Source organism: Kitasatospora sp. NPDC094028, assembly GCF_049543595.1.
Lineage (GTDB): Bacteria > Actinomycetota > Actinomycetes > Streptomycetales > Streptomycetaceae > Kitasatospora.
On sequence record NZ_JBMVFA010000021.1, the window covers coordinates 33,379 to 54,621 of the forward strand.

Annotated in this window: 10 protein-coding genes; 4 read left to right on the forward strand and 6 right to left on the reverse strand. The window is 70.2% G+C overall.

Going from position 1 to position 21,243, the window contains the following annotated elements; genetic code table 11:
- Positions 1-66: 66 nt before the first annotated feature.
- Together ACPC54_RS26970 and ACPC54_RS26975 are read right to left on the reverse strand one after the other, a co-directional pair.
- The gene (locus tag ACPC54_RS26970; RefSeq protein WP_498968396.1) at positions 67-693 is read right to left on the reverse strand and encodes a hypothetical protein; all 627 of its coding nucleotides are present in this window, start codon (positions 691-693) and stop codon (positions 67-69) included.
- A complete protein-coding gene (locus ACPC54_RS26975; protein WP_498968398.1) occupies positions 690-12,104 on the reverse strand; it encodes a LamG-like jellyroll fold domain-containing protein in 11,415 nt (3,804 codons plus the stop codon). Before ACPC54_RS26975 ends, ACPC54_RS26970 begins: the two co-directional genes overlap by 4 nt.
- A 621-nt stretch (positions 12,105-12,725) precedes the next feature.
- Between ACPC54_RS26975 and mycP the strand changes: the two genes are divergently transcribed.
- Positions 12,726-13,967, forward strand: coding sequence for a type VII secretion-associated serine protease mycosin (gene mycP, locus ACPC54_RS26980; protein ID WP_498968399.1), 1,242 nt, complete (start codon positions 12,726-12,728; stop codon positions 13,965-13,967).
- 30 nt (positions 13,968-13,997) lie between these two features.
- Positions 13,998-14,531, forward strand: coding sequence for a hypothetical protein (locus ACPC54_RS26985; protein ID WP_498968401.1), 534 nt, complete (start codon positions 13,998-14,000; stop codon positions 14,529-14,531).
- A gap of 216 nt (positions 14,532-14,747) precedes the next feature.
- On the opposite strand, the gene ACPC54_RS26990 is transcribed toward ACPC54_RS26985, so the two are convergent.
- From ACPC54_RS26990 to ACPC54_RS27000, 3 genes are all read right to left on the reverse strand, one after another.
- Positions 14,748-15,362, reverse strand: a complete 615-nt coding sequence (locus ACPC54_RS26990; protein WP_498968402.1) for a hypothetical protein — start codon at positions 15,360-15,362, stop codon at positions 14,748-14,750.
- Between the two features lie 231 nt (positions 15,363-15,593).
- Positions 15,594-16,658 (reverse strand): tetratricopeptide repeat protein, encoded by a 1,065-nt coding sequence (locus ACPC54_RS26995; RefSeq protein ID WP_498968404.1) that lies wholly within the window; start codon positions 16,656-16,658, stop codon positions 15,594-15,596.
- Positions 16,659-17,094: 436 nt separating this feature from the next.
- The gene (locus ACPC54_RS27000) at positions 17,095-18,291 is read right to left on the reverse strand and encodes a HEAT repeat domain-containing protein (RefSeq protein WP_498968406.1); all 1,197 of its coding nucleotides are present in this window, start codon (positions 18,289-18,291) and stop codon (positions 17,095-17,097) included.
- Positions 18,292-18,596: 305 nt separating this feature from the next.
- On the opposite strand from ACPC54_RS27000, the gene ACPC54_RS27005 reads away from it, so the two are divergent.
- Together ACPC54_RS27005 and ACPC54_RS27010 are read left to right on the forward strand one after the other, a co-directional pair.
- A complete protein-coding gene (locus tag ACPC54_RS27005; protein WP_498968533.1) occupies positions 18,597-19,358 on the forward strand; it encodes a hypothetical protein in 762 nt (253 codons plus the stop codon).
- Positions 19,359-19,544: 186 nt separating this feature from the next.
- Entirely contained in the window at positions 19,545-19,949 is a 405-nt protein-coding gene (locus ACPC54_RS27010) for a DoxX family protein (RefSeq protein ID WP_498968407.1), read from the forward strand.
- 94 nt (positions 19,950-20,043) lie between these two features.
- Here ACPC54_RS27010 and ACPC54_RS27015 read toward each other — a convergent pair whose 3' ends face one another.
- Positions 20,044-21,216, reverse strand: coding sequence for a helix-turn-helix domain-containing protein (locus ACPC54_RS27015; protein ID WP_498968409.1), 1,173 nt, complete (start codon positions 21,214-21,216; stop codon positions 20,044-20,046).
- Between the last annotated feature and the right edge of the window lie 27 nt (positions 21,217-21,243).

Below are 21,243 nucleotides of genomic sequence, written 5' to 3' on the forward strand. Positions count from 1 at the left end.
TACCGGAAGATCTCGCCAGAGGGTCAGAGGAAGACATCGCCCCGATGAGAACCATTCCCAGAAGAGTTACTCAGCGAGCGGATCTGGACCCCAAAGATCCGTTCCAGACCCCCTATACCTTCTGATGTCGCGAGATCGGTTGAAGCGCGACCCCGGGTATCTGAGATCCGAGATCCAGAACTGCGGAATTTCGTGTCGAACATACCGACAAAGAAGCTCCACCATGCCGCAGTCAAACTGCAGCCATGAGTCCGGGCTGGACCACTGGCGGCGCCAGAGAACGGTTGTCCAATCATTAGGGTCATCACCGGACGCACACCAGCACAGAAGGTCCGAGTCGGTCGTCAGGCCCCAGCCGATCAGAAGGTCCGGATCGGAGAAGCCTTCCTCCTCCCCAGTGAACTGGGCATCGTCAGTCAGCCCCTTCACCGTTGCACTGGCGTCATTTGGATAGGCTTCGGGAATGGGCGGGACCACCGAGAGGAAGTTGTCAAATATGCCCTCCCCATAGATTTCCATGAATTCCTTGTAGTCATCAGGAAGCCCATGATCATATTCGGTTGCGACCTGACCCCAGTCGACAGAATTTCCACCACCCGAAGGTGCAGCAACTAGATTCATCAACTCGGCAAGAGGCCCGCGCCCGTCGCTGCCGCCCGCATCCCCAGTCATCACCGTCTCCAAATCCTTCATTTGATCACGTCGCCAAGATTGACCCCGCCCACCCCGTAGGTGTTTTCCACTGTCATATCCCTCTTGAATCCCGCCACCCCATTGGCGTAGTAGCCGCGGGCAGTCAAGACGAATTGGTAGGGAACCTTGCTGGCGTCAGACCTATACTTGGGAATAACTGTATAGAGGACACTCTGGCCGGAAAGCGCCGCCTGCTTCACATCACGCTCCATGACTGCCATGTTGTTCCGCCCCAGGCTGCCGGCACTGCGGTCGAAGGTGTTAACACCGCGGAAGCAGGTCGCGAGGTTGCCCTGGTCGGTACCGGACCCCCCCAGCGTGTCCGCGATCAGATGGCAGGCGTTGATTGTCTTCTCCGGCGTAAGGCCCATGGTTTTGTCCACATATTCCTGAGCCTCCGTATAACCGGACAGGTTCGCTCTGGCCTTTTCGGAGACAGGTGACGTTCCGGATGGTCGCACGCTGCTCTCAGTGACGCATGCCAGCATGCCGTTCGACCTGCCGAAGCCGTCCATGCCCAAAGGCAACTGGTAGCCTACACCGCTTCCCTTGGAACAGTTCTGGTCTATCTGATTTCTGGCCGTTTGGTTCCCCGGGGGTTGACCCACACTTCCGGGATTGAACGGTGCTTGTGCCGATTGGTTTCCAAAAGTGTCCGGTATGCCCTGCTGCGTCGGCCCGAGCTGCGGGCCGTTGAGGGGAGTCCCGGCAGGCGCTGGGGTGGAGCATACGGTGCAGGGGATGGGGTCGAGGTTGTGGGGGTCCACCTGAGGCGTCGGCTGATCTATCCGATCCGGATGCCACACCCAGGGATGGCGGTGATGGGGCGGACCGACTGGCTCGTCGGTGTCACAGCTGCTGTAGCCGGCGGCCAGCTCGAATTCCATCGCCAGCGCCATCGCCTCGGCCTCGCCCATGGCTTCCGCCCGCGCGAGTCCCATGGCCCCGCTTGCCCCTCCCCCGCCGTAGCCGTAGCCATAGCCATTCTTCTCCGCGTTCTTGAGGGCCACGTTCCACGTACCGTCGAACTCCTCGTTGGCTGACGACTCACCGTAGCTCATGCGGTCATAGGCGGCCTTCGTCCTTGCGGCTTCCGCGATTTCCATGTCCGCCATGTGCTGGGCCTTGCGTTCCCAGGCGCTCGCGCTCATTCCGGGATTCGTGGCGGCCGCAGCCGGGCTAACAGGCGAGTCACCGTCTGGGTCGCGGTCTGAGCCGACGTTGTCCGGTTCGCACGGGTTGTGGCCGCTGGGGTCGGCGTTGGCCAGCGGGTCGCCGGCGCCGTAGGCGTAGCGGTTGGCGTCGGCCGCGGTGATGGGCGCGAGGTTGGCGGTATCGCGGCTGGTGAAGTCGGCGGTGGCGGGGTCGTACCAGCGGCTGGCGGTGCTGACCTGACCGCTGGTTGGGTCGGTCCAGCCGCCCTGGTAGCCGAGGTTGTGGGTGGTGCCTGCGGTCGCGGTGGGCTTGCCCCAGGGGTCGTAGGCGCTGGAGCCGGCGGTGGCGGTGCCGCTAGTGGTGAAGGTGCCGACGAGGTTGCCGTGGCGGTCATTGTAGGCGAACGCGGCTCCGGAGGGAGTGCCGATGGCGGTCAGGCCGCCGGACGGCGTGCGGGTGTAGTTCTCCGTTCCGTCTGAGGTGAGGTTGTTGCCGGTCGCGTCGTAGGTGAAGGTGTGCCCGGCGCTGGTGGTGAGGCGTCCCAGGGCGTCGTAGGTGTAGGTCTGCCCGCCCTGGCTGGTGAGTTCGTCGAAGGCGTCGTAGGTGGCGCTCGTCGTGGTGGTGCCGGTCGTGGCGCCGGAGCGAGTGCCTCGGGCCGTGTAGGTGTAGCTGGTGGCGCCGGCGGTGCTGAGCTGGTTGCGCTGGTTGTAGGTGGCTGTGGTGGTGCCGTTGGAGGTGAGGTTGCCGTTGCCGTCGTAGGAGTAGGCGGTGGTGGCGGCGCCATTGTTCCAGGTGCTGAGCCGGCCGGCGGCGTCGTATCCGTAGGTGTGGGTGGTGGCGCCGGCGAGGCCGGTGGTGGTCTGGGTCTTGAGGCGGCCTGACGGGTAGTAGGCGTAGCTGAGTGAGGAGACGGCCGTGCCGGTGCTGGTCTTGACGCTGTCGGCGGTGACGTTGCCTTGGTCGTCGTAGGTGTAGGAGCGGGTGTCGCCCGTGCCGTACTGGATGGCGGCGACCCGACCGGTGGGCGTGTAGCTGTAGGCCAGGGTGCTGCCGGTCTGGGGGTCGGCGAGGGTCTTGAGCTGGCCCGCGCCGTCGTAGGTGAAGCTCGTGGTGCCGGCCGCATCAACTCGGGAGGCCAGTCGACCTTCCGCGTCATAGATGTAGCTGCCAGTGCCCATCGGGCCGGACGCGGAAGCGATGGCGCCTCGGTCCTCGTAGGTGTAGGTCTGGGTGCCGCGGGGGGTGGACAGCGAGGTGATCCGGCCGTCTGCGTCGTAGGCGAAGGTGCGGGTCGGGGTCGGCGCCTCGCCTCCGCTGCCGGCCTGGCTGGTGAGACGGCCTGCGGTGTCGTAGCTGCTGGAGATGGTGACCCCACCGGGTTCCTTGAGGGACACGGCCTCGCCCAGGGCGTCGTAGCTGGTGGTGTAGGTGCGGTCGGCGGGGTTGGGGTAGGCGCTGGTGGCAGGCTCGACGGTGGACTCGGGCAGCCCGAGGCTGTTGAAGGTGTAGTAGGTAGTGTTGCCGTTGCCGTCTGTGTAGCCGGTCCTTCGGCCTGCGGCGTCGTAGGCAAAGGCGGTGGTGATGCTGCGTCCGGTGGCCACCGGCTGCGTCTGTTGGACCTGGCGGCCGTGGCCGTCGTAGACCGCAGTTGTGGTGTTGCCGTCTGGGTCGGTGATCGAGAGCTGTTCGCCAGCGGCGTCGAAGCTGGCGGTGGAGGTGGCCAGCGTCGTTCCGGTGGCGGACAGTTGAGCGGTCTGGGTGTGGTTGCCGGCCTGGTCGTAGGTGGTCACCGTGGCGGGGCCGTCCGTGCCGGGGCCGGTGCCGGGAAGGGTGACCTTCACGACCTGTCCGGTGAGGTTGTAGCCGGTCTTGGTGGTGCGCTGCAGGGGGTCGGTGGCGCTGGTCCGCTCCCCCGCCGCGTTGTAGCCGAACGTGGCCGCGGCTCCGGTGGCCGAGATCGCGGTGATGCGGTTACCGGCGTCGTCGTAGCCGAAGGAGCTCGTGTAGGAAGCGGTCGGCTGGCCGGAACGGCGGACAAGGTCCGTCAGGGTGACGGTGCGTCCGAGGTCGTCGTAGGTGGAGAGGGTCTGGGCGCCGGCCGGGTCGGCGATGGACTGCGTCTCGCCGTCGAGGTCGTAGGTGTAGAGCCACTTGGGGGTCACCCCGGCGATGGCCGGCAGGTCCTTCTCGACGAGGTTGCCGAGCTGGTCGTAGATGTTGGTGGCAGTGTTGCCCTTGGCGTCGGTGAGGGTCTTGGGGCGGCCCATGGCGTCGTAGTCGACGCGGGTGACGGCGGTGAAGGTGGCGCTCGCGTCGGGGGCGGTGTAGGTGTTGCCCGCGATGGCGAGGTGTTCCCCGGTGGCGTCGAAGCTGTGGGTGGTGGTGGTGATGTTGCCGGTCGGGTCCTTGGTCTCGGCCGTCTCGCCGAAGGTGTTGTAGCCGGTGCGGGTCTGCGGGGCGACGGTCAGCGTCAGGGGCTGGCCAGTCGCGCTGTTGAAGGTGGTGGTGGCCACCGGCGGCGCGGTCGTGACGGTCTGACGGCCCGCCTCGTCGTGGAGGTAGCCAGCGGTGTACGAGGCGGGAGTGGCACCGCTGGTGTTGCCGTTGGGGCTGGTCCGGGAGAGCAGCAGGCCGCGCTGGTCGTAGGTGAAGGTGGTGGTGGAGTCCTGCGGCGGGTTCTTGACGGTCTGTGCGGTGACGTTCCCCGCGATGTCGTAGGAGAAGTCGGTCTCCCGGGTCTGGGTGCCGTCCGTGGCCGTGGAGCGCAGGACGCGGCCGGCGGCGTCGTAGGCGTTGCTGCTGGTGCGGTTGAGCCCGCCGGGGTCGACCACCGTGCTCGCGGCGCGGCCGGCGGCGTCCCAGGTGTTGACGACCGTGGTCTTGCCGCCGCCGCTCACGCGCTGGACGAGGTCGCCGGCCGCGTCGTAGGTGTTCTTCTGCAGGACGACGTTGCGCAGGGTGCCGTCGAAGGCCTGGGCGGCGGGGTCGAAGGTGTGGAATCCGTCTGCGTCGATCTCGGAGACGGTGTTGTCGTCGTTGTAGTAGGTGTGGACGGTGCGTCCCATGCCGTCGGTGACGGTAGCCAGGCGTCCGGCGGGGTCGTAGGCGCGGGACTCGATGACCTGCCAGCCGGACGCGACCGGGTTGGTGGGGTTGCCGGTGAAGTTCTCGATGCCGGTCTGCTGGAGCTGGCCCATCGGGGAGTAGGAGTAGTGGTACCGGGTTCCGGCGGGGTCCGTCATGGTGGCGGTGTTGCCGTACGGGTCGTAGGTGTAGCCGGTGGTGCGGCCCGCCGGGTCGGTCGTGCCCGTGACCTGGCCGTAGGTGGGCGAGTAGGTCCAGGTGACGGTGCGTGGCTTGTCGCCGCCGGTGAGGTCGGCGGTGGTGCGGTTGGTGGTGTTGCCGTCCTGGTCGTACGTGGTGGTGGTGCTCGGTGTGTGCACCGTTCCGGTGACGGCGTCGGTGGTCGCGGGGTCGGTGCGGCCTGTGGGGTTGCCCTGGCCGTCCCAGCCGTAGGTGGTGGTGGCGGTGGTCGGGGTCTGTCCCGGGCCGCAGTTGGTGCAGGTCTCGGTCGCGGATATCAGGCGGCCGAGGTTGTTGTAGGTGTAGGTGGTGGTGAGGCCGAGGGGCGTGACGGTCTTGGTGAGGTCACCGGCCGCGTTGTAGTAGCGGTGGGTGCTCAGGTTCGCGGGTACCGATGCCGGGTTGGGGTAGGCGGCGTGGTCGACGGGCGGGGACTGCCAGGCCACCAGGCCGGGCGGCTGGGTGCCCGTGGTGGGCTCGCCGTCGCTTCCGACCGCGGGCTCCGTGCCGATGGTGCGGCCGGTGTAGGTGGTGCGGCCCTGGGGGAAGTCGGGGGTGGCCGGCGTGGTGGTGTCGCTGAGGTTGCCGTTGGCGTCGTAGGTATAGGTGGTGCGGTAGGTCGTGTCGCCTGGGGCGGCGGAGCGGGCGTCGGCGTGGTTGAGCAGGGTGTCGTTGGCGGCGCCGAGGTGGTCGGTGGTGGTGTCGAGGTAGTACTGGGAGTAGCTGGTCTGGCAGTGGGTCTTGTCCTGGCAGGTGGTGCGGGAGACGACGTTGCCGCGGGTGTCGTGTCCGGTGGTGGTGGTGTGCCCGTCTGGGTCGGTGACGGTATAGAGGTATCCGGCGGTGTCGTAGGTGTAGCGGGTGGTGTTGCCGTAGGCGTCGGTGCTGGCGACCTTCTTGGCGGAGCGGGCGTCGTAGCGCTGGGTCAGTGTGTTGCCGGTCGGGTCGGTGATGTTGACGCTGGTGACGGGGGTGGCGGTGCCGCCGTTGCCCATGGCGTTGTAGTGGGCGGTGACGGTGTTCGCGTCGAGGCGGGTCTGGTAGTAGGAGGCCTCGGCGATGGATCCGTTGAAGTGGGTTCCGGCCGTGTTGGGCCAGAAGCGGGTTTCGCCGGCTCCGAGGTAGGCGTACGCGGTGCCGTTGAAGGTGATCTTGTGGCCGCCGGTGTCGTTCGCGCTTTGCCGGCCGTCGAGGTAGAGGGTCTGGCCGGTGTCGTCGGCGGTGAGGACGGCCTGGTGCCAGGCGCCGTCGTTGACGGTCCGGTCGGAGGTGAGGGTGTAGTCGGCCGAGCCCATCCAGAACTGGCCGTGCAGGCGTCCGTCCGAGCCGACGTACAGGGCGTCGTCCCAGAGCCCGTAGGTGGGAGCCGGGGTGTCGGCGGGAAAGTTCTGGTAGCCGTAGAGGGGGCCGCCGGCGGTGGTCTTGAACCAGAGTTCGATGGTGGCGGGGCCCTGGGCGGGGGCGGTGTCGGTGGGGAGTCGGACGGAGGAGGTGGTGCCGTTGAGGACCGCGGAGCGCTGGTTGTCGTAGTCGCTGGAGGGGCCGTTGGCGTTGAGGGTGACATCCTTGTAGGTGCCGGAGGTTCCGTCTGGCAGGGCGGTGCCGAGCTGGTCGAGGGAGTACCAGGAGCCGGAGGGGTCGTTGAGGCGCCAGTAGCCGGCGGCGCCGTCCTGGACCACGGCGGCCCGGTAGGCGTCGGCGGCGGTCAGGCCGCTCCCGGTGGCCGGCGTGGTGGCGGCGCGGTACTGGGCGGCGATGGTTCCGGCGCCGAGGGCGTAGTTGTAGAGGGCGAAGTCGGAGAGCGCGCCGTTGAAGTGGCCGGTGGGGTCGGTGGGCTTGTTGGGCCAGCTGTCGGTGTATCCGGCGCCGAGGTAGGCGTAGGCGGAGCCGTTGTAGGTGATCGGGCGGGCGGAGGTGTTGTCGGCGGCCTTGGCGCCGTCCAGGTAGAGCGTCTGGCCGGTGAGGTCGCCGACGAGCGCGGCGTGGTGCCACTTGCCGTCGTTGACGGGTGCGGGTGAGACGGTGCCGTTGGCGGTGCTGCCGCTCCACAGGGCGCCGTAGAGCTTGCCGTCGGTGCCGACGTAGAGGGCCGGGTTCCAGCGGTCGGTGGTGCCGTTGGGCTTCGCGTCGAGGGGGAAGGACTGGTAGCCGTAGAGCACGCCCGGGCCGGTGGTGTTGAACCAGAGTTCGACGGTGGTCGAGCCGTAGGGCTTGGGTGCGAGGTTGCCCGGGAGCTGGATGTAGGAGGTGGTGCCGTTGAATCCGGTCGCGGCGGAGGTGCCCGAGGCCCACGGGCCGGTCCGGCAGCAGGTGGTGCTGTGGTTGCTGGCCTGGTTCTGGGCCAGCGCGGCGGACGAGACCACGTCGGTGACCTGGTTGCCGCTCCTGTCGTCCAGGCGCCAGTAGCCGCTGGGTTGGGCGTCGAGGATCGCGGAGTCGTACTGGGCGGCTCCGCTGGTGGTGGCGATCTGGTTGAGGGCGGTGACGCGGGCCTGGTCGAAGCCGTGCGGGAACACGGCGACGTCGGCTATCTGGCCCTTGTAGTGGCCGTCCGGGTCGGCCGGGGGGTTGGGCCAGCCGCCGAAGACCGCGCCCGCGCCGAGGAAGACGTGGCTGGTGCCGTTGGGGACGATGGTGCCGTTCAGCGGGCCGGCGGCCAGTGCGCCGTCGAGGAAGAGGCTCTGGGAGGTGGTGCTGTCGGCGGACAGCACCGCGAAGTGCCATTTGTCGTCGTTGACGGGAGCGGCGGTGGCCATGGTCTTCGTGGCGTCGCCCATCCACAGCTGGGCGCGCAGCTTGCCGCCCGCGTCGATGTACAGGGCGGGGTTCCAGCGGTCGGTCGTGCCGTTGGACCTGCCTCCGACCGGGAAGGACTGGTACGACAGGAGGGTACCGGTGCCGGTGGTCTTGAACCAGAGGCTGATGGCCCCGGGGCCTTGCTGGGGTGCGTAGGCGGCCGGGAGTTCGGCCCAGGAGGTGCTGCCGTTGAAGGTCGCGGCACCGGTGGTGCCGGAGAAGGGCCCGCTGCCGCCGAGGGCGACGTCGGAGTAGCTGCCGTTATTGGGGGTCGGGCGGGGGCTGTAGACCTGGTTGGCGGCTTGGACGCCGTCGCTCTCGGACAGTCGCCAGTAGCCGGTGGGCCGCGCGCCCATCACCTGTCCGCGGTATTCCTGCGAGGAGCCGGAGACGGTGGGCGTGCTCAGCTTCCAGGTGCCGCCGTTCTCGTCGGTGACCTGGGCGGCCCTGTCCTTGAGGGAGTCGTAGGCGACGGACAGGCGGGTCTTCCCAGAGGGCAGCTTCAGGCCCGTAAGCTCGGTCGACGTCTGGGTGCCGGCCTGCCAAAGCGCGGCGGCGGCCGGGGCGCCGAGTGCACGGTTGTAGAAGGCGACGTCACTCATGCTGCCGGTGAAGTAGCTCGCGTGCCCGGTGTAGTCCTGGTATGGCGTGTCGGACCACCCGGCGCTGATGAAGCCGCCACCGACCGCCTCCGAGCGCTGGCCCGGTGCCATGATCATGCCCGCGAGGCTACCCTGGGCCTGGCCGTCGAGGTACAGGGTCTGGGTGTTGCCCGCCGCCGAGAGCAGGGCGAAGTGCCACTTGCCGTCAGTGACGGCGGCGGTGGAGTCGATGGTGGTGGCGGAGCCGTTCCAGAACTTGCCGTGGAGCTTGCCCGACTGCCCAACGTAGAGCGCGGGCGTGTAGTTCGACGGTGTCGTGCCGTTGCCGGGGAAACTGTCCGCCTGGTAGCTGAACAGCACACCCCACGAGGAGGTTTTGAACCAGAGTCCGACCGAAGTGTAGGAAGACGCGTCGAGGACGCTCTGCGGCAGCGAGACGAAGCCCGACTTGCCGTCGAACACGGCGGCGGTGGCAGCGGCAGAGGCGGTGGCGGACGTGGGCCCGGGAGTACCGAGCGTGACACCGGTCGCCGAGTAGTGCGCGTTGTCGTTGCCCTGGTTCTCCACCACATCACTGGCCGCCGTGGTGCTGGCGCTCTCGCCGAGCCGCCAGTACGAGGCGGGGCTCGAGTCGAGCACCGCGGAGCGCAGATGCGAGCCCTGGCTGTAGCTGTAGGTGGTGCAGGGGCGCGCTGTATTGGCTCCGGCCGGGGGCGAGCAGACCTGGTCGAGCTCGTCGGGATTGGCCGTGCTGTAGGTGTACGCCCAGGTGAGGGCATTGTTCCAGTCGGTGCCCGAGACGGGGTCGGAGTAGACCGTCGCGACGTGGCGCTGGTCGGCCGTCCACGAGAAGTGCAGGGCGCGGTGGGAGGCCGTGTCCGTCACGGTGTCGAGCCGGCCGTTGGTGTAGTGGAGGGTCTGCTGGTGTCCCGCGGTATCCGTCACGGTCGACAGGGCATAGCCGTTGCCGGAGGGAGCGTGGAATTCGTAGCGGGTGCCGCCCTTGACCAGGAGGTCGTATCCGCCGCCGGCAGCCGCGGTCAGCGACTCGAACTCTCCTGGCGGCGGGGTGAAGACGGTGCCGCCGTGCGGGTTGGCGCCGAACCTGGCGGCGCGGCCGTTGGCGGTGGTGAGGACGACGGAGCCGGTCCCGTCCGCGTCCGGCTGCACGCGCATGTCGAAGGGGGATGTCCAGCCGGCGCCGAAGAGCGTCGTGGTGCGCGGGTCGAGCGAGTTGTAGGAGCGGGTGACGGCGAGCGCGGGCCCGACGGTCTTGATCTGGGCTTCGGTGGCCTCCGTGGTGTAGTTGCCGACCTTGGGGTCGAAGGTGCGGCCGGACTGGTCGCCGGCCGCTCCTCCCAAGTGGGAGGTGATCAGAGGCTGTTGGACCTCGGTCGAGAAGGCGGCCGTCTTCGACAGCGGGCTCTCGCCGACGTGGTCGCCGACCTTGGCGTTCCACAGGTAGCTCTTGCCCCATTCCAGGAGCCCGGCCGGGACCGCCCAGGAGGTGCTCGGCTGCCACCCCGACTCGGCGAGCAGTTGCGGAGTGCCGGAGGAGGGGTTGGTGTAGACGAGGAAGTCGTAGTCCAGCCCGCGGCCAGGGTAGTTGTCCGGGTCGTGTCCGGTCGCGTAGAGCTGGGGCTGCAGCACGCCGACGACGGAGTTCGACAGGGGTGCCATCACGTCGAGCTGCGGAATGACGTTGCGTGACTCGACCCACGTACAGGTGTGGTACGGGACGCCGAAGTCGTCCTTGAGCGAGTAGGTGCCGTTCACCAGACCGTCCCAGCACAGCTGGTACCTGGTTCCAGGCGCCATCGGCGGGATGGTGGCGGTGAACGTCGTCGTATCCCCCGTCTTGACCAGCCCGGGAACCCCCGTGGTGGTGCCCGCGCCCGGCCAGTACTCCTTCCAGTTCGCGTCGAAGAACCTCGGACGGACCTGCATGCTGCTGGAGTTCCACCAGTTCGCCGCGAGGTTGGTCATGGTGACCTGCTGCGAGCCGGGGGAGATCGCGGTCGGCGGGATGTAATCCGGCGGGACGGAGTAGCTCGCGGCCCAGTCGACGTAGGTGAGCTTCAAGAACGGCGGGTGCTGGGTGTTGACGCTGTCGAACTGCTTCCAGGCCTGGATGTCGCTGTTGTCCGCCGTCAGTGCGAAGCCGTAGTTGCCCCCGCCGTGGGTCCAGCTGTTGACGAGCTGGACTCCGGCCGTGGTCGGGTCGCCGCCGAGGTTGAACGGCACGGTGACGGGCGAGCCCGGGCAGTAGTTGCTGTTGGGCGCGGTGAAGTTGGCGGAAGCGATCACCGCCGGGTCGAACGGCACCTGGGAGAAGTCGGTGACGCCGGAAGGGTCCCAGGGGGAGGTGATGGCGTGCACGGCGACGTCCCGAGCCTCACAGCCCCCGCTCCAGATGGCGTTAAGGTCCAGCTCGGCCTTCTGGACGTACATGTTGCCCAGGTTCGCGCCGAGCGAGTCGAAGACGAGGTAGCTGGTGTCGTAGGAGGCTCCGCCGTTGTAGCTGCCGGTCTTCAGGCTGCTCTCGTTGGCGTGGTTCGTCGCGCTGTTCGACACGAGGTAGGTCGAACGCGTGGCGCCGATCTGCCCGGTGGGGTCGACCTTGACCGGGAAGACCCGCTTGGGGTCCTTCAACCAGGCGGCGTCGAGGTCCATCTGCAGGGCGGGCCGGCCGTCCACTGTGGTCAGCTTGTAGGTCACGGCGTCGGAGAACACGCCTTCGCCGGAGTGCGGGTCGAGCGCCGAGTCCTCCATGAACCCGTGCGGGATGGTCATCCGGACCTTGCCGGCCTCGTCGCTGAAGCGGACGTTCCCGGCCGCGTCCAGGGAGGCCGTCAGCCCCGTGGTGTTCAGTGGGAACACCCAGGTCGTCGGCGCGGCCGTGCTGTGCAGGACCAGCGACTCCTTGATGCCGGTCGCCAGGGTGTTGTAGACGACGTCGGAGTCGGTGAGCGCCCCGGGGTAGGTGAGCGTGTTCGCCGACGCGGCGGCACCGACCGGCTTGGCGCCCCGGAGGCTGTAGGAGACCCGGTGGCCGGCGTCCAGGGTCCAGTCGATCAGTGCGTTGCCGTCCGCGTTCGGCGAGAAGCTGAGGAGCTGGTCGTTGGCCGCCTCGGCCCACCTGTTGTCCCGGCGGCGCGACAGGCCGGTGTCGATGTTCTCCCAGGTGCCGTCCGGCTTCTTGAAGTGGACGGGCTGGCTGTAGACGCGCATCGTCTTGGTGCCGTCCGGGTTCTGGAAGACCGAGGTGGTGGGGGTCCTGGCCTGTGTGACCTCAGTGGCTCCGGCAGCGGGGTCGGACGGGCCGACCCAGGCGGCCGGCGAGTCCTTGGTCGGCGCGACCTGCCCGGCGGCGCCTTCTCCCTGGCTCTTCGGGGATCCGTCCGCGCCCTTCGCCTGACGCCTGGGCAGGTCGGGGGGCGTCACCTGCTCGCCCTTCACCGGCTTCTGGGCGTCGGACGTGTGCGGCTGGCCGCTGTCCTGGTGGTCCAGCTTCTCGGGTAACTCCCCGGGGGCGGGAACATGGCCCGCCGACACGCCACCGTCTGAGTGTCGAGAGGTCTCTCCCGCACCGACCTGGTGCCCCTTCCGGTCGGCATCGTCCGAACGCTGCTGTGGTACCTGGGGAGCCCCCGCCGATGCGGCTGGCGACGGGGCGTGCTCGCGGGCGAAGGCCTCCGCAGGCTGGAGCGCCACCGCCTGCAGCAGGGTCAACGACAGCATCGCTACGAGTCCACGCCGCATCACCGAATCTGACGCTCCGCCTGATGGGGCTGCCGCGCTCCGCTTACGACGGGCCGCGCGCTGGGGGAGGCTCCCGCCCCCAAGGCCCAACGGCTTTTGCGATTCACGGCGTAACAAGCGGCGCACGGCCGACCCTCCGAAGAAACGAGTCTTTGACCTCCCATCAGGCAGGCCCGCAGATCTTCTATCGACCACGACCGCTTCGGGTCCAGTGCGCAACCACCGCCCGGCATCCGAGATGCCGGGCTATCACCCGCTTTGCCTTCAAATGGTCCTGGCAAAAGTTCTGCAAAGCACGGTCCCGACGCTTCATCCCGAGGCTTCCGACAAGGCGTGTGTGTATAAGATCGCCACCGATCTAGGAACCCTCATGCCTTCTTGAATCACCAGCACTCCGCCCCAGGAGAACCACCGATGGCCGCAATACGCCGGTTTTTCCATGCCTGCGGTGTTGCCGTATTCACCGCGTCCATCCTGGTCGCCGGAACACCAGTCAGCAATGCCGGAAGCATCCGTTCCAGCGAATGGCCGCTGGACGCCGAACACTTCAAGGCCGACCAGGTCTGGTCGATCAGCCGCGGCGCCGGAACGACGGTCGCTGTCGTCGACAGCGGGGTTTCGGCCTCACATCCCGACCTGGCCGGACAAGTCCTTCCCGGAACCAGCCTGATCGGTGACGGCGACGACGGCCGGACGGACACCTCGGGCGAATCCCATGGGACTGCCATCGCCGGCATCATCGCCGGCACGGGCGGCCCGGCGCCCGGTGAGGGGATGACGGGCCTCGCGCCGGGCGCGAAGATCCTTCCAATTCGCGTCAGCAGCGGGAACCAGGTCTCTGCCCCCTTGGTCGCACGGGGCATCGTCTGGGCGGTGGACCACGGTGCACGGGTCATCAACGTCTCCCTCGGCGCACCCAATCCGGACCCCCTGCTCAGACAGGCCGTCACCTACGCCATGGGCAAGGACGCCGTCGTCGTCGCATCGGCGGGCAACGAGGGCGACCGAGGGAATCCACCGATGTATCCGGCCGCTTTCCCCGGAGTCGTATCGGTTTCCGGAGTCAACGAGACCGGCGATTTCTGGAAGACCAGTGAATCCGGCCGCGGCATCGTCGTAGCGGCACCCGCCGCCGAGATCTACTCGACCAACAACCAGGGCCGCTACGTGAAGGCAGACGGCACGAGCTACGCGGCGGCCTACGTCTCGGCCACTGCCGCACTCATCCGCTCTGCACACCCGGATTTGACAGCCGGTCAGGTGATTCACCGGCTCATCACCACGACGGTCGAGCGGAACAACCGCCCTGACCCGAAACTCGGTTTCGGAAGAATCGACCCGATCTCGGCACTTTCCTCCACCGACGATGGCAACCTCGAGAATCCCCTTCTCCACGAATCGCACGAAGCGGTTGATGCCGACTCCGATTCGGATTCCGGCCTGCTCATCGTCGTCGCATCGTCCACCGGAATCGTCCTGGCTGCCTGTGCAGCAGCCATCCTCCGGCGCAGGTCCCGCGGTCGTGCAAAGGCCCGGGATACCGGGCCGCCAAGGCCCGTCATGAACGCGTCCGGCAAGTCTCCCCGACCGAGGCCCCGTTCCGGCACATCTTCACGCCCGTCCGCACACACGTCCCGGTCCAAGCGGCACAGCTGACCCGCTCCCCGCCCCAGGAGGGCCCGCCCCATGTCCCTGCGTCTGCGCCCCGGCCGCCGAACCCTGCTCATCGCCTCCCTGGTCGTCGCTGCCGCTGCCACCGCACTCGGCTACGTGCTGTTCACGGGCGACGGAACGCCCCGCGCAACCGCCGCCAACGCGAACGACGTGTCGGGACGAGCAACCGCGTGCCTAGCCGCGGACAGCACGAGCTCGACGGGCAGTGACACCGTCACCGGGATCTGGTCCGCCATGCAGTCTGCCGGGGCGCAGCACAGCACCAACGTCCAGCAGATGATCGAACCAGCGACCACCGCAGAACAGGCCGCTCCGCACCTCGCGGGACTACTCGCTCAGCACTGCGACCTGATCGTCACCGTCGGCGCGCCCTTCGGCCAGGCGACCACCCGCATCGCCTCGGCCGCACCGTCGGTCCCGATCATCGCCGTCGACTCGACGCTGTCCGCCTCGCCCGCCAACGTCACCGTTCTGGCCGGCCCCGACGCCGCAGCGCGGATCACTGAGCGGATCGGCAGCCTGCAGGGGCACGCAGTGGGGTCGTGAGACGCCGCCGGGGCCGGTCCCGTCCCCGCAGCCGGGGCTGCCGGGTCCCTCAGGGGGGATCAGCCGCTGACGGCCTCGGCGTGCCGGTGGAGGGCCGTCTGCTGGCGCGGAGGCGATGCAGACGGCGCGCGCCGACGCCGAGCGCCCGGCACGGGTCGCGGCCGTCCTGGAGACCTGGGCGGCGGCGCAGGCGGGCGCTCGCGAGGGCCCGGTGCGTCAGCCGCGTTGCCGGCCAGGGCGTTTCCTGGTGCGTTCCTTCGCCCAACCGATCAGCGCCGGGACCAGGAGGACTGCGAGGGCGGTGTCGACCCGGCCCATCCACACCTGCGTGGCCGCACTCGGCAGTTTGCCCAGTTTCGGGGCGACCTGGCCTGATGGGTCGGTGGTGACGACGACGATCTCGCCGACCTCCCTCGAACCGCCGAGGTCTCCCGTGGCCGTCCCATTGATCGGCGGACCGTCCAGGGCCTCCAGCGTGTACACCTGGTAGTCGGTGTTGTCGGCGTTGAACTTCGTCTGCACCTTGGCTATCCGGGCGTGCTGCTCCAAGCCGTGATCGCGCAGCGCCCGGGCATCCAGCAGGGCGATGTGGACGAACAGCATGGCCGTGGCGATGGCGCCGAGCGAAGCCATCCACCTGGCCGGGTCGTCGCGCCGCACCACCCAGGTGAGGTAGACGGCCGTCAGGACGAGCAACACCAGCACCGGGACGCCCACCTGATTGCGGGTACGGTGGGCGAAATCCGCCAGCGTGCGAACGCCGAAGAACACCACGCCACCCAACAACGCCGCCAGTGCCGCGTTCCAGGCCGCCCGTCCCACCGTGCGCATCGTCCGCCTCCCCAGCTCCCCGCACACCCCGGATCCCACGGCATGTGCCCCCGTGCTGTCATCCGAGCCTTCCCTGGCCCGACGAGCGTACGAGCGAACCGGGGCGGGCCACTTCGCCGAGGATGAAATCCGGGTGCGGGGGCCGAGCGGTGCCGGGAAGTCGACGGTGGCCGCGCGGCTGCGGGCCGCCGAGCACGCGTTTCCCGCAAGCGTGGCCGGGCAGGGCGGGATTCAGAACGGGGGTGCGTCGGCCCACCGGCGTGCGGTCGGCATGGGAGGTGGCGAGGGCTCGGTGTGCTGAAGGCGGCTCAGGGCCTCCGCGGTGCGGCCGAGGTCGATGAGGTAGCCGGCCAGGTCATACCGGTTCGTTCGGCCGTACGGTTCGAGGTCGTGCGGTTCGAGGTCGTGCGGTTCGAGGACGGCGACGGCTTCCTCGGTTCGCCCGGCGCCGGCCAGGAGGCGGGCGACGTCGGAGGCCGCGAACGCGGTGGCTCCTTCGGGGTGCGCCCGGGCCTGCTCGACCGCTTCGTCGACACCGTCGTCGGCGGCGATCAGCGGCAGTCGGATCCGGAACAGGTCCCACTCCTCCTCGCTGCCGCGGCGGGCTCTGAGGCCGTCGAGGTGGGCCAGGCCGTCCTGGGGGCGGCCGTGGTCGAGGCACAGGTCGGCCAGGGTATGGAGGATCCAGTCCTCGCCGGGCCGGGCGTCGGCCTGGGCGCGCATCACGTCGATCGCCGCGTCGCCCCGACCGTGCCGGGCCAGGAGCTGCGCGAGTTCGAAGGCCGCGTTCGGATCCTGGGCCGCAGGCCCGGCGGCCTGCTGGTACACGGCGATCGCGCCCTCGACGTCGCCGCGTTCCTCCAGCAGTTCCGCGAGCCGCTGCGCCGCGTCGCCCAGGTCCTCGGTTGCCGCGTAGGCGCGCAGTTCCCCGATCCGGCCCTGCCGGGCCAGCAGGTCGGCGAGCTGGTCGCGGCCGTTGACCGAGGTGATCCGGCGGCGGAGCAGCAGGGCGACGGCCTCGTCGACGCGGCCCTGGCGCTCGCGGATCGTCGCGAGCAGCCCGATCGCCGTGTCGGGGTCGAGACCGCGGCAGCACCAGGGGCCGTCACACCGGTGCTCGGCCGGGATCCGGGCGTCGAGCAGCTCAGCGGCCTCGTCGTCGCGGTCGACGTCAGCGGCGATGTCGACCAGGGCCTGGGCGAGGGACCGGTCGTCGATGTGCGGGAGCAGCAGGGTGAAGGCCTCCTCGGCGCGTCCGTGCCGGGCGAGCAGGCGGGTGTAGGACTTCAGTGCCATCGGGTGTCCGAGCGCCATTCGGGCCCGGGTCAGCTCGATCGCCTCCTCGATCCGGCCCCAGCCCTCCAGCAGGGCGGCGGTGGCTTCGGTGGCCGTCCACCAGCCCGTCGCGGCATAGGGGGGCGAGTACCTCCAGCGCCTGTGCCTGCCGGCCCTGTTCGGCGAGAAGTCCGGCCCATGTCCGCGCGCAGAACCACTCCCCTCGCCCGGCCTGTTCCTCCACCACAGCGGTGTGGCCGCGTTCCAGCAGCCGTGCGACCAGCTCCGGCGGAATGCAGCCGGACCGCGTACGGGTCCGGCGCTCAAGATCGGCGGCGTCCATGGCGACGTACCGTAGCGCTCGCCCCCGACACCACACGGCGCGGCAGGCCTGCGGCCGCACGACAGCACGGCCACGGCGGGGAACAGCGTGCATGAGCCGGCCCGGGCCGTTCGGTCACGGGCCCGGAAATGCGGCGCGGAGCTCGTAGTGGAGGTCTTCGAGGCGACCGGCGCCCCGGCTGCCGCGGTTCCTGATGCTGCGACGGACCTCCTCGATGACCGGCGTGCCGCGTTCGTCGCCGCGCAGGGCCAGAGCGGCGGCGGCTTCCAGGCGGGCGTCGAAGTCGGGGTCGGTGAGGTGGGCCGCCAGCACGCCGCGCAGGGCGGGGTTGTCGACGGCCGAGCGGGTGAGGGCGTGGAGCGCACTGGTCCGGGTGACGGGGGCAGGATCGTCGGCCAGACGCAGCAGGACGGCGAGCGCTTCGGGGCGGTCCGTCAGGAGGCCGGGGAACGCCAGGGCGACGCAGTGGCGGACAGCCGGGTCGGGGTGGTCGGCGTGGGCCAGGACGGCCGGGAGCTCCTCGCGGGAGCAGTAGCCGGTGAAGGCCGCGATGACGGCGCGCAGGGCGTACGGGTCCTGCTCGGTGTCCAGCCGGGGCCGGAGGAACTCGACGGCTGCCCTGCCGAACGGCGGCTCGTCGTCGCCGTTGTCGGGGTTGAGGCCGAAACCGAGGAAGTTGATCACGTCGAGCGCGAAGCGCCGGCGGTCGAGCGAGCCGGCCTCCCCCGCCTCCCCGGCGCCCTCGGCCACCGTACGGGCCCAGTCGAACCTCTCCTGGCTCTCCGGCCCGGCGATCCGGAACAGCGAGGCGAACCAGTCGTCGTGCTCCGGATCGGCATGGACCAGGGCACGGGCCATCAGCTCGTCCGGCGTGCGGGGGATGCCGAGCCTCGCCTCCAGGTCGGTGATGACCGCCCGGTGGGCCGGGGGCGGCACGGACCCGGCACCGGCCCCGGACTCCAGTGCCGCCCGGGCCGCCCGCAGCGCGCGGCGGTGCGCGCTGTCGGCGCGCAGCGGGTCACGTTCGGGGGACAGCAACGCGTTCAGAACCCAGTAGGCGCCGTTCTCGGCGGCCCAGGTGACCGGGTCGACGCCCCCGGCCCAGGGGCGGGCCGGATCGACGCCCCGCGCGACCAGGCGGTCGACGACTTCGTGGCGCCCGGCGTGCGCGGCGGCGGCCAACAGGGTGACGCCGCCGTCGCCGAGGAGTTCGTCGTACGCCGCGTCGTTCAGGAAGACGTCCTCCAGGAATTCGAAAACCGCGGTGTCGTCGCCGCACTCGATGGCGGCCAGCAGGGAAGGCAGGTCCACCGGCCGATCATGCCCGCCGCCCGAACGCCGGGGCGAACGGTTTTGCGCCCCACAGCCCCGGCATCCCGGTCGACCGACAACACCCGCATGGTCCGCAAGGGCGGGGCGCGCGGCGCTGAGCTCGGTGGCTGATACCCGGGGCCGGGCCTCTCCCCCTCCCACGCCGTCCGGCAGTTCTCGGCCGACCCGTGAACTCCCGGCCCGGGAACACGACTCGACGCATCACCGGGGCGCCGCGGATGGCCCCGGCCCGGCGCTCAGGCCGCTGTGGCGAGTGCCCGGGCGGGCCGGGTCTGCTCGTAGGCGTGGCCGACCCGCAGGAGCGTGGGCTCGTCGAGGGGCCGGCCGTCGCGGTCGGGGCGGACCCGGCCGCTCTGGTGAACTGGGACGGTCCGGCACCGCGCAGCCCGCGGGCCGTGCCCGCTTCGCCCCGGCCGGCCGTGGACGTCGCGCTGCCCGGCGGCGGGGTCTTCGACGGCTCCAGGTGCGGCGCCAAGGGCTTCCACCACTTCGAGCCGGCGCCCGCGGCCTTCACCTTCGACGCCGGACCGGAGCCGGACGCCGCACCGCCGGGGCCGCAACTCGTCCTCGGCTCCTACGGGTTCTCGCGGAACTCGGCGACGGACCCCGGGCACTTCACCATCGGCCTGCTGCTCGGTCCGGGCTCCGGCAGCCGCGCGCTGGACCTGTCCGCGCCGCTCGGTCCGCAGGGCGTGGCGGTGGAGATCGAGGGCCCGGACGGCCTGGTCGGCGGGGCCCACGGCCTGCCGGTCACGCACGAGGACGACGCCCCGTCCGGCGCGGGTGGCACCGTCCGCGTCGGGCCGGAGGGCGGCGCCTCCGTGCAGGTGACCCTCCCGGCCGCGGCCCTGTGCCCGGGCTTCGACGGGTTCGCCGTCCAGCAGCGGCTGGTGGCGCCGACCGACGCGCACAACAGCACGACCGGTCAGCCGCTGTACCGGCTCACGGTGTCGATCTCCGATCCGGCGATCGGCGCGCTGCGGCGCCGGGTGGGCTCGGCGGTGCCGGGCGACGTGCTGGCGACCGACAACCGGGTGCCCAGCTGACCAGGGGCGCCTGAGGGAAGGTCAAGGCCGTCCGGGTCGCGGGTCCGTACCGGCGGCGGGCGGCGGCGGGGGGGCGGGGCCCATCGGCCGAGGCCCGGGAAACTTCTTCTCGCCGGACCGATGAGTTCGGACGGTGGCGGCGGTCATACCCGAGTACGCAACGACAGCCGCCCCGGGAGACCTGAAATGTCCAGCACCGTCATCGCCATGAAGTCCAGCAAGGCCGTCGTCCGGTCGGTCTGGACGCTGCGGATCCTGCTCGCGCTCTTCTTCGCCCTGGCCAGCGCGCTGCCCAAGCTGCTCGCGCTCCCCGCCGCCACGACCGTCTTCGACGCCATCGGCTGGGGTCACTGGTTCATGTACCTGACCGGGCTGGTGGAGCTGGCCGGGGCGGTCGGCCTGCTGGTCGGGCGGCTGGCCGGGCCCGCCGCGACGGCACTCATCGTCTTCCTGGCCTTCGCGTTCGTCGCCCAGCTCACCGCGATGCACGGGGAGAACGCCGGGACCCCGTTCCTGTTCATGGTGCCGCTGGCCGTCATCGCCTGGAACCGGCGCGCCGAGACGGCCGAGCTGCTCGGCCTCCGGCGTTGACCGGGAGCCCGCAGGAACCGCCCGTACGGGCACGGCACCGCGGCGCAGCCGACGACGAGGCGCTCCGGTGGGGGGCGGGTACGCTGCCCGGCCGTCACTTCTGGAAGGGGCTCGGTTCCCAGGCCTTCCCGCCGGTCGGGTAGCGGTACAGCGGCCGGCCCTTGACCGCGCTGGTGCGGAACGACGCGCCCTCGGTCGGGCCGATGGACAGGGTGCCGGTCCGGTTGCCGCTGGACCACTCCAGCTCCAGGTACCAGCTGACGTCGTGGGAGGTGGTCTCGGCGTTGACCTCGATGACTTCCGGGTCCCGCTCGCTCACCTTGACCGGCAGGCCGGTGCCGCCCTCGGGTACGACCGGACGGGGGCGGGCCGCGTCCAGGTCGAGGTCGAAGGAGTGGACGTCGACTCCGCCGCCGCAGCCGTCGGCCATGGAGTAGGCGTTCCAGGCCAGTGGGGCCGCGGTCCGGACGATGCGGACGTTGAGGGCGGTCAGCACCACGGTGTCGCTGCTGGTGCCTTGCACGGTGAGCTCGATCGACTGGTAGTGGCCGGGGACCGCGCCGACCTCGGAGACCCAGGCGGGGACGTCCACCACCGCGGGCGGGCGGGGGACGTCCGACGGCGGACGGTCGACCAGGTACCGGTCGCACTCGGCGTCCCGGAGGGACGGGCGGACCGCGACGGTGATCGGGGCGCCCGTGCCCTGGGCCGCGGCGCCGGCCGCGGGTGTGGGGGCGGACGCCGGGTCACCGGCCCGGTGGGTCTTGAGACCGGTGGCGACGGCCCCGATGGTGGTGAGCACCACGACGGCCGTCACGGCGGCCAGTACGCTCCGCCGCCGCCGAGGCGGCGGCGGCGTTGCGGGGGTGTGCGCCGGGGTGGGCCTCTCGTCCTCGCCGACTCCCCCTGTGGCCGGTGCCGGGGTCGGCGCCGGTGTCGGTGCCGGTGCCGGTGTCGGTGCCGGTGCCGGTGTCGTGGGGGTCTGCGGTGCCGCGGGCCCGGCGGGTGCGGGCGTCTGCCGGGTGCCTCGCGCGGCGTGGGCGATGCCCCACAGCCGGTAGAGCTCGGCGCGTTCCTCCTGGGTCGCCCCGCACAGCCGCGCGAGGCGCTCCAGCGGGTCGAACTCCACCGGAATCACGTCGCCGTTGCAGTAGCGGTGCAGGGCCGACGTGCTCACGTGCAGCCGCTTGGCCAGCGCGCCGTAGCTGAGGCCCGAGCGGCTCTTCAGCTCCTGGAGCAGCCGCGCCACCCCATCCGACTCCCTCAACTCGCCGTTCCCCTCTGGCACTGTTCC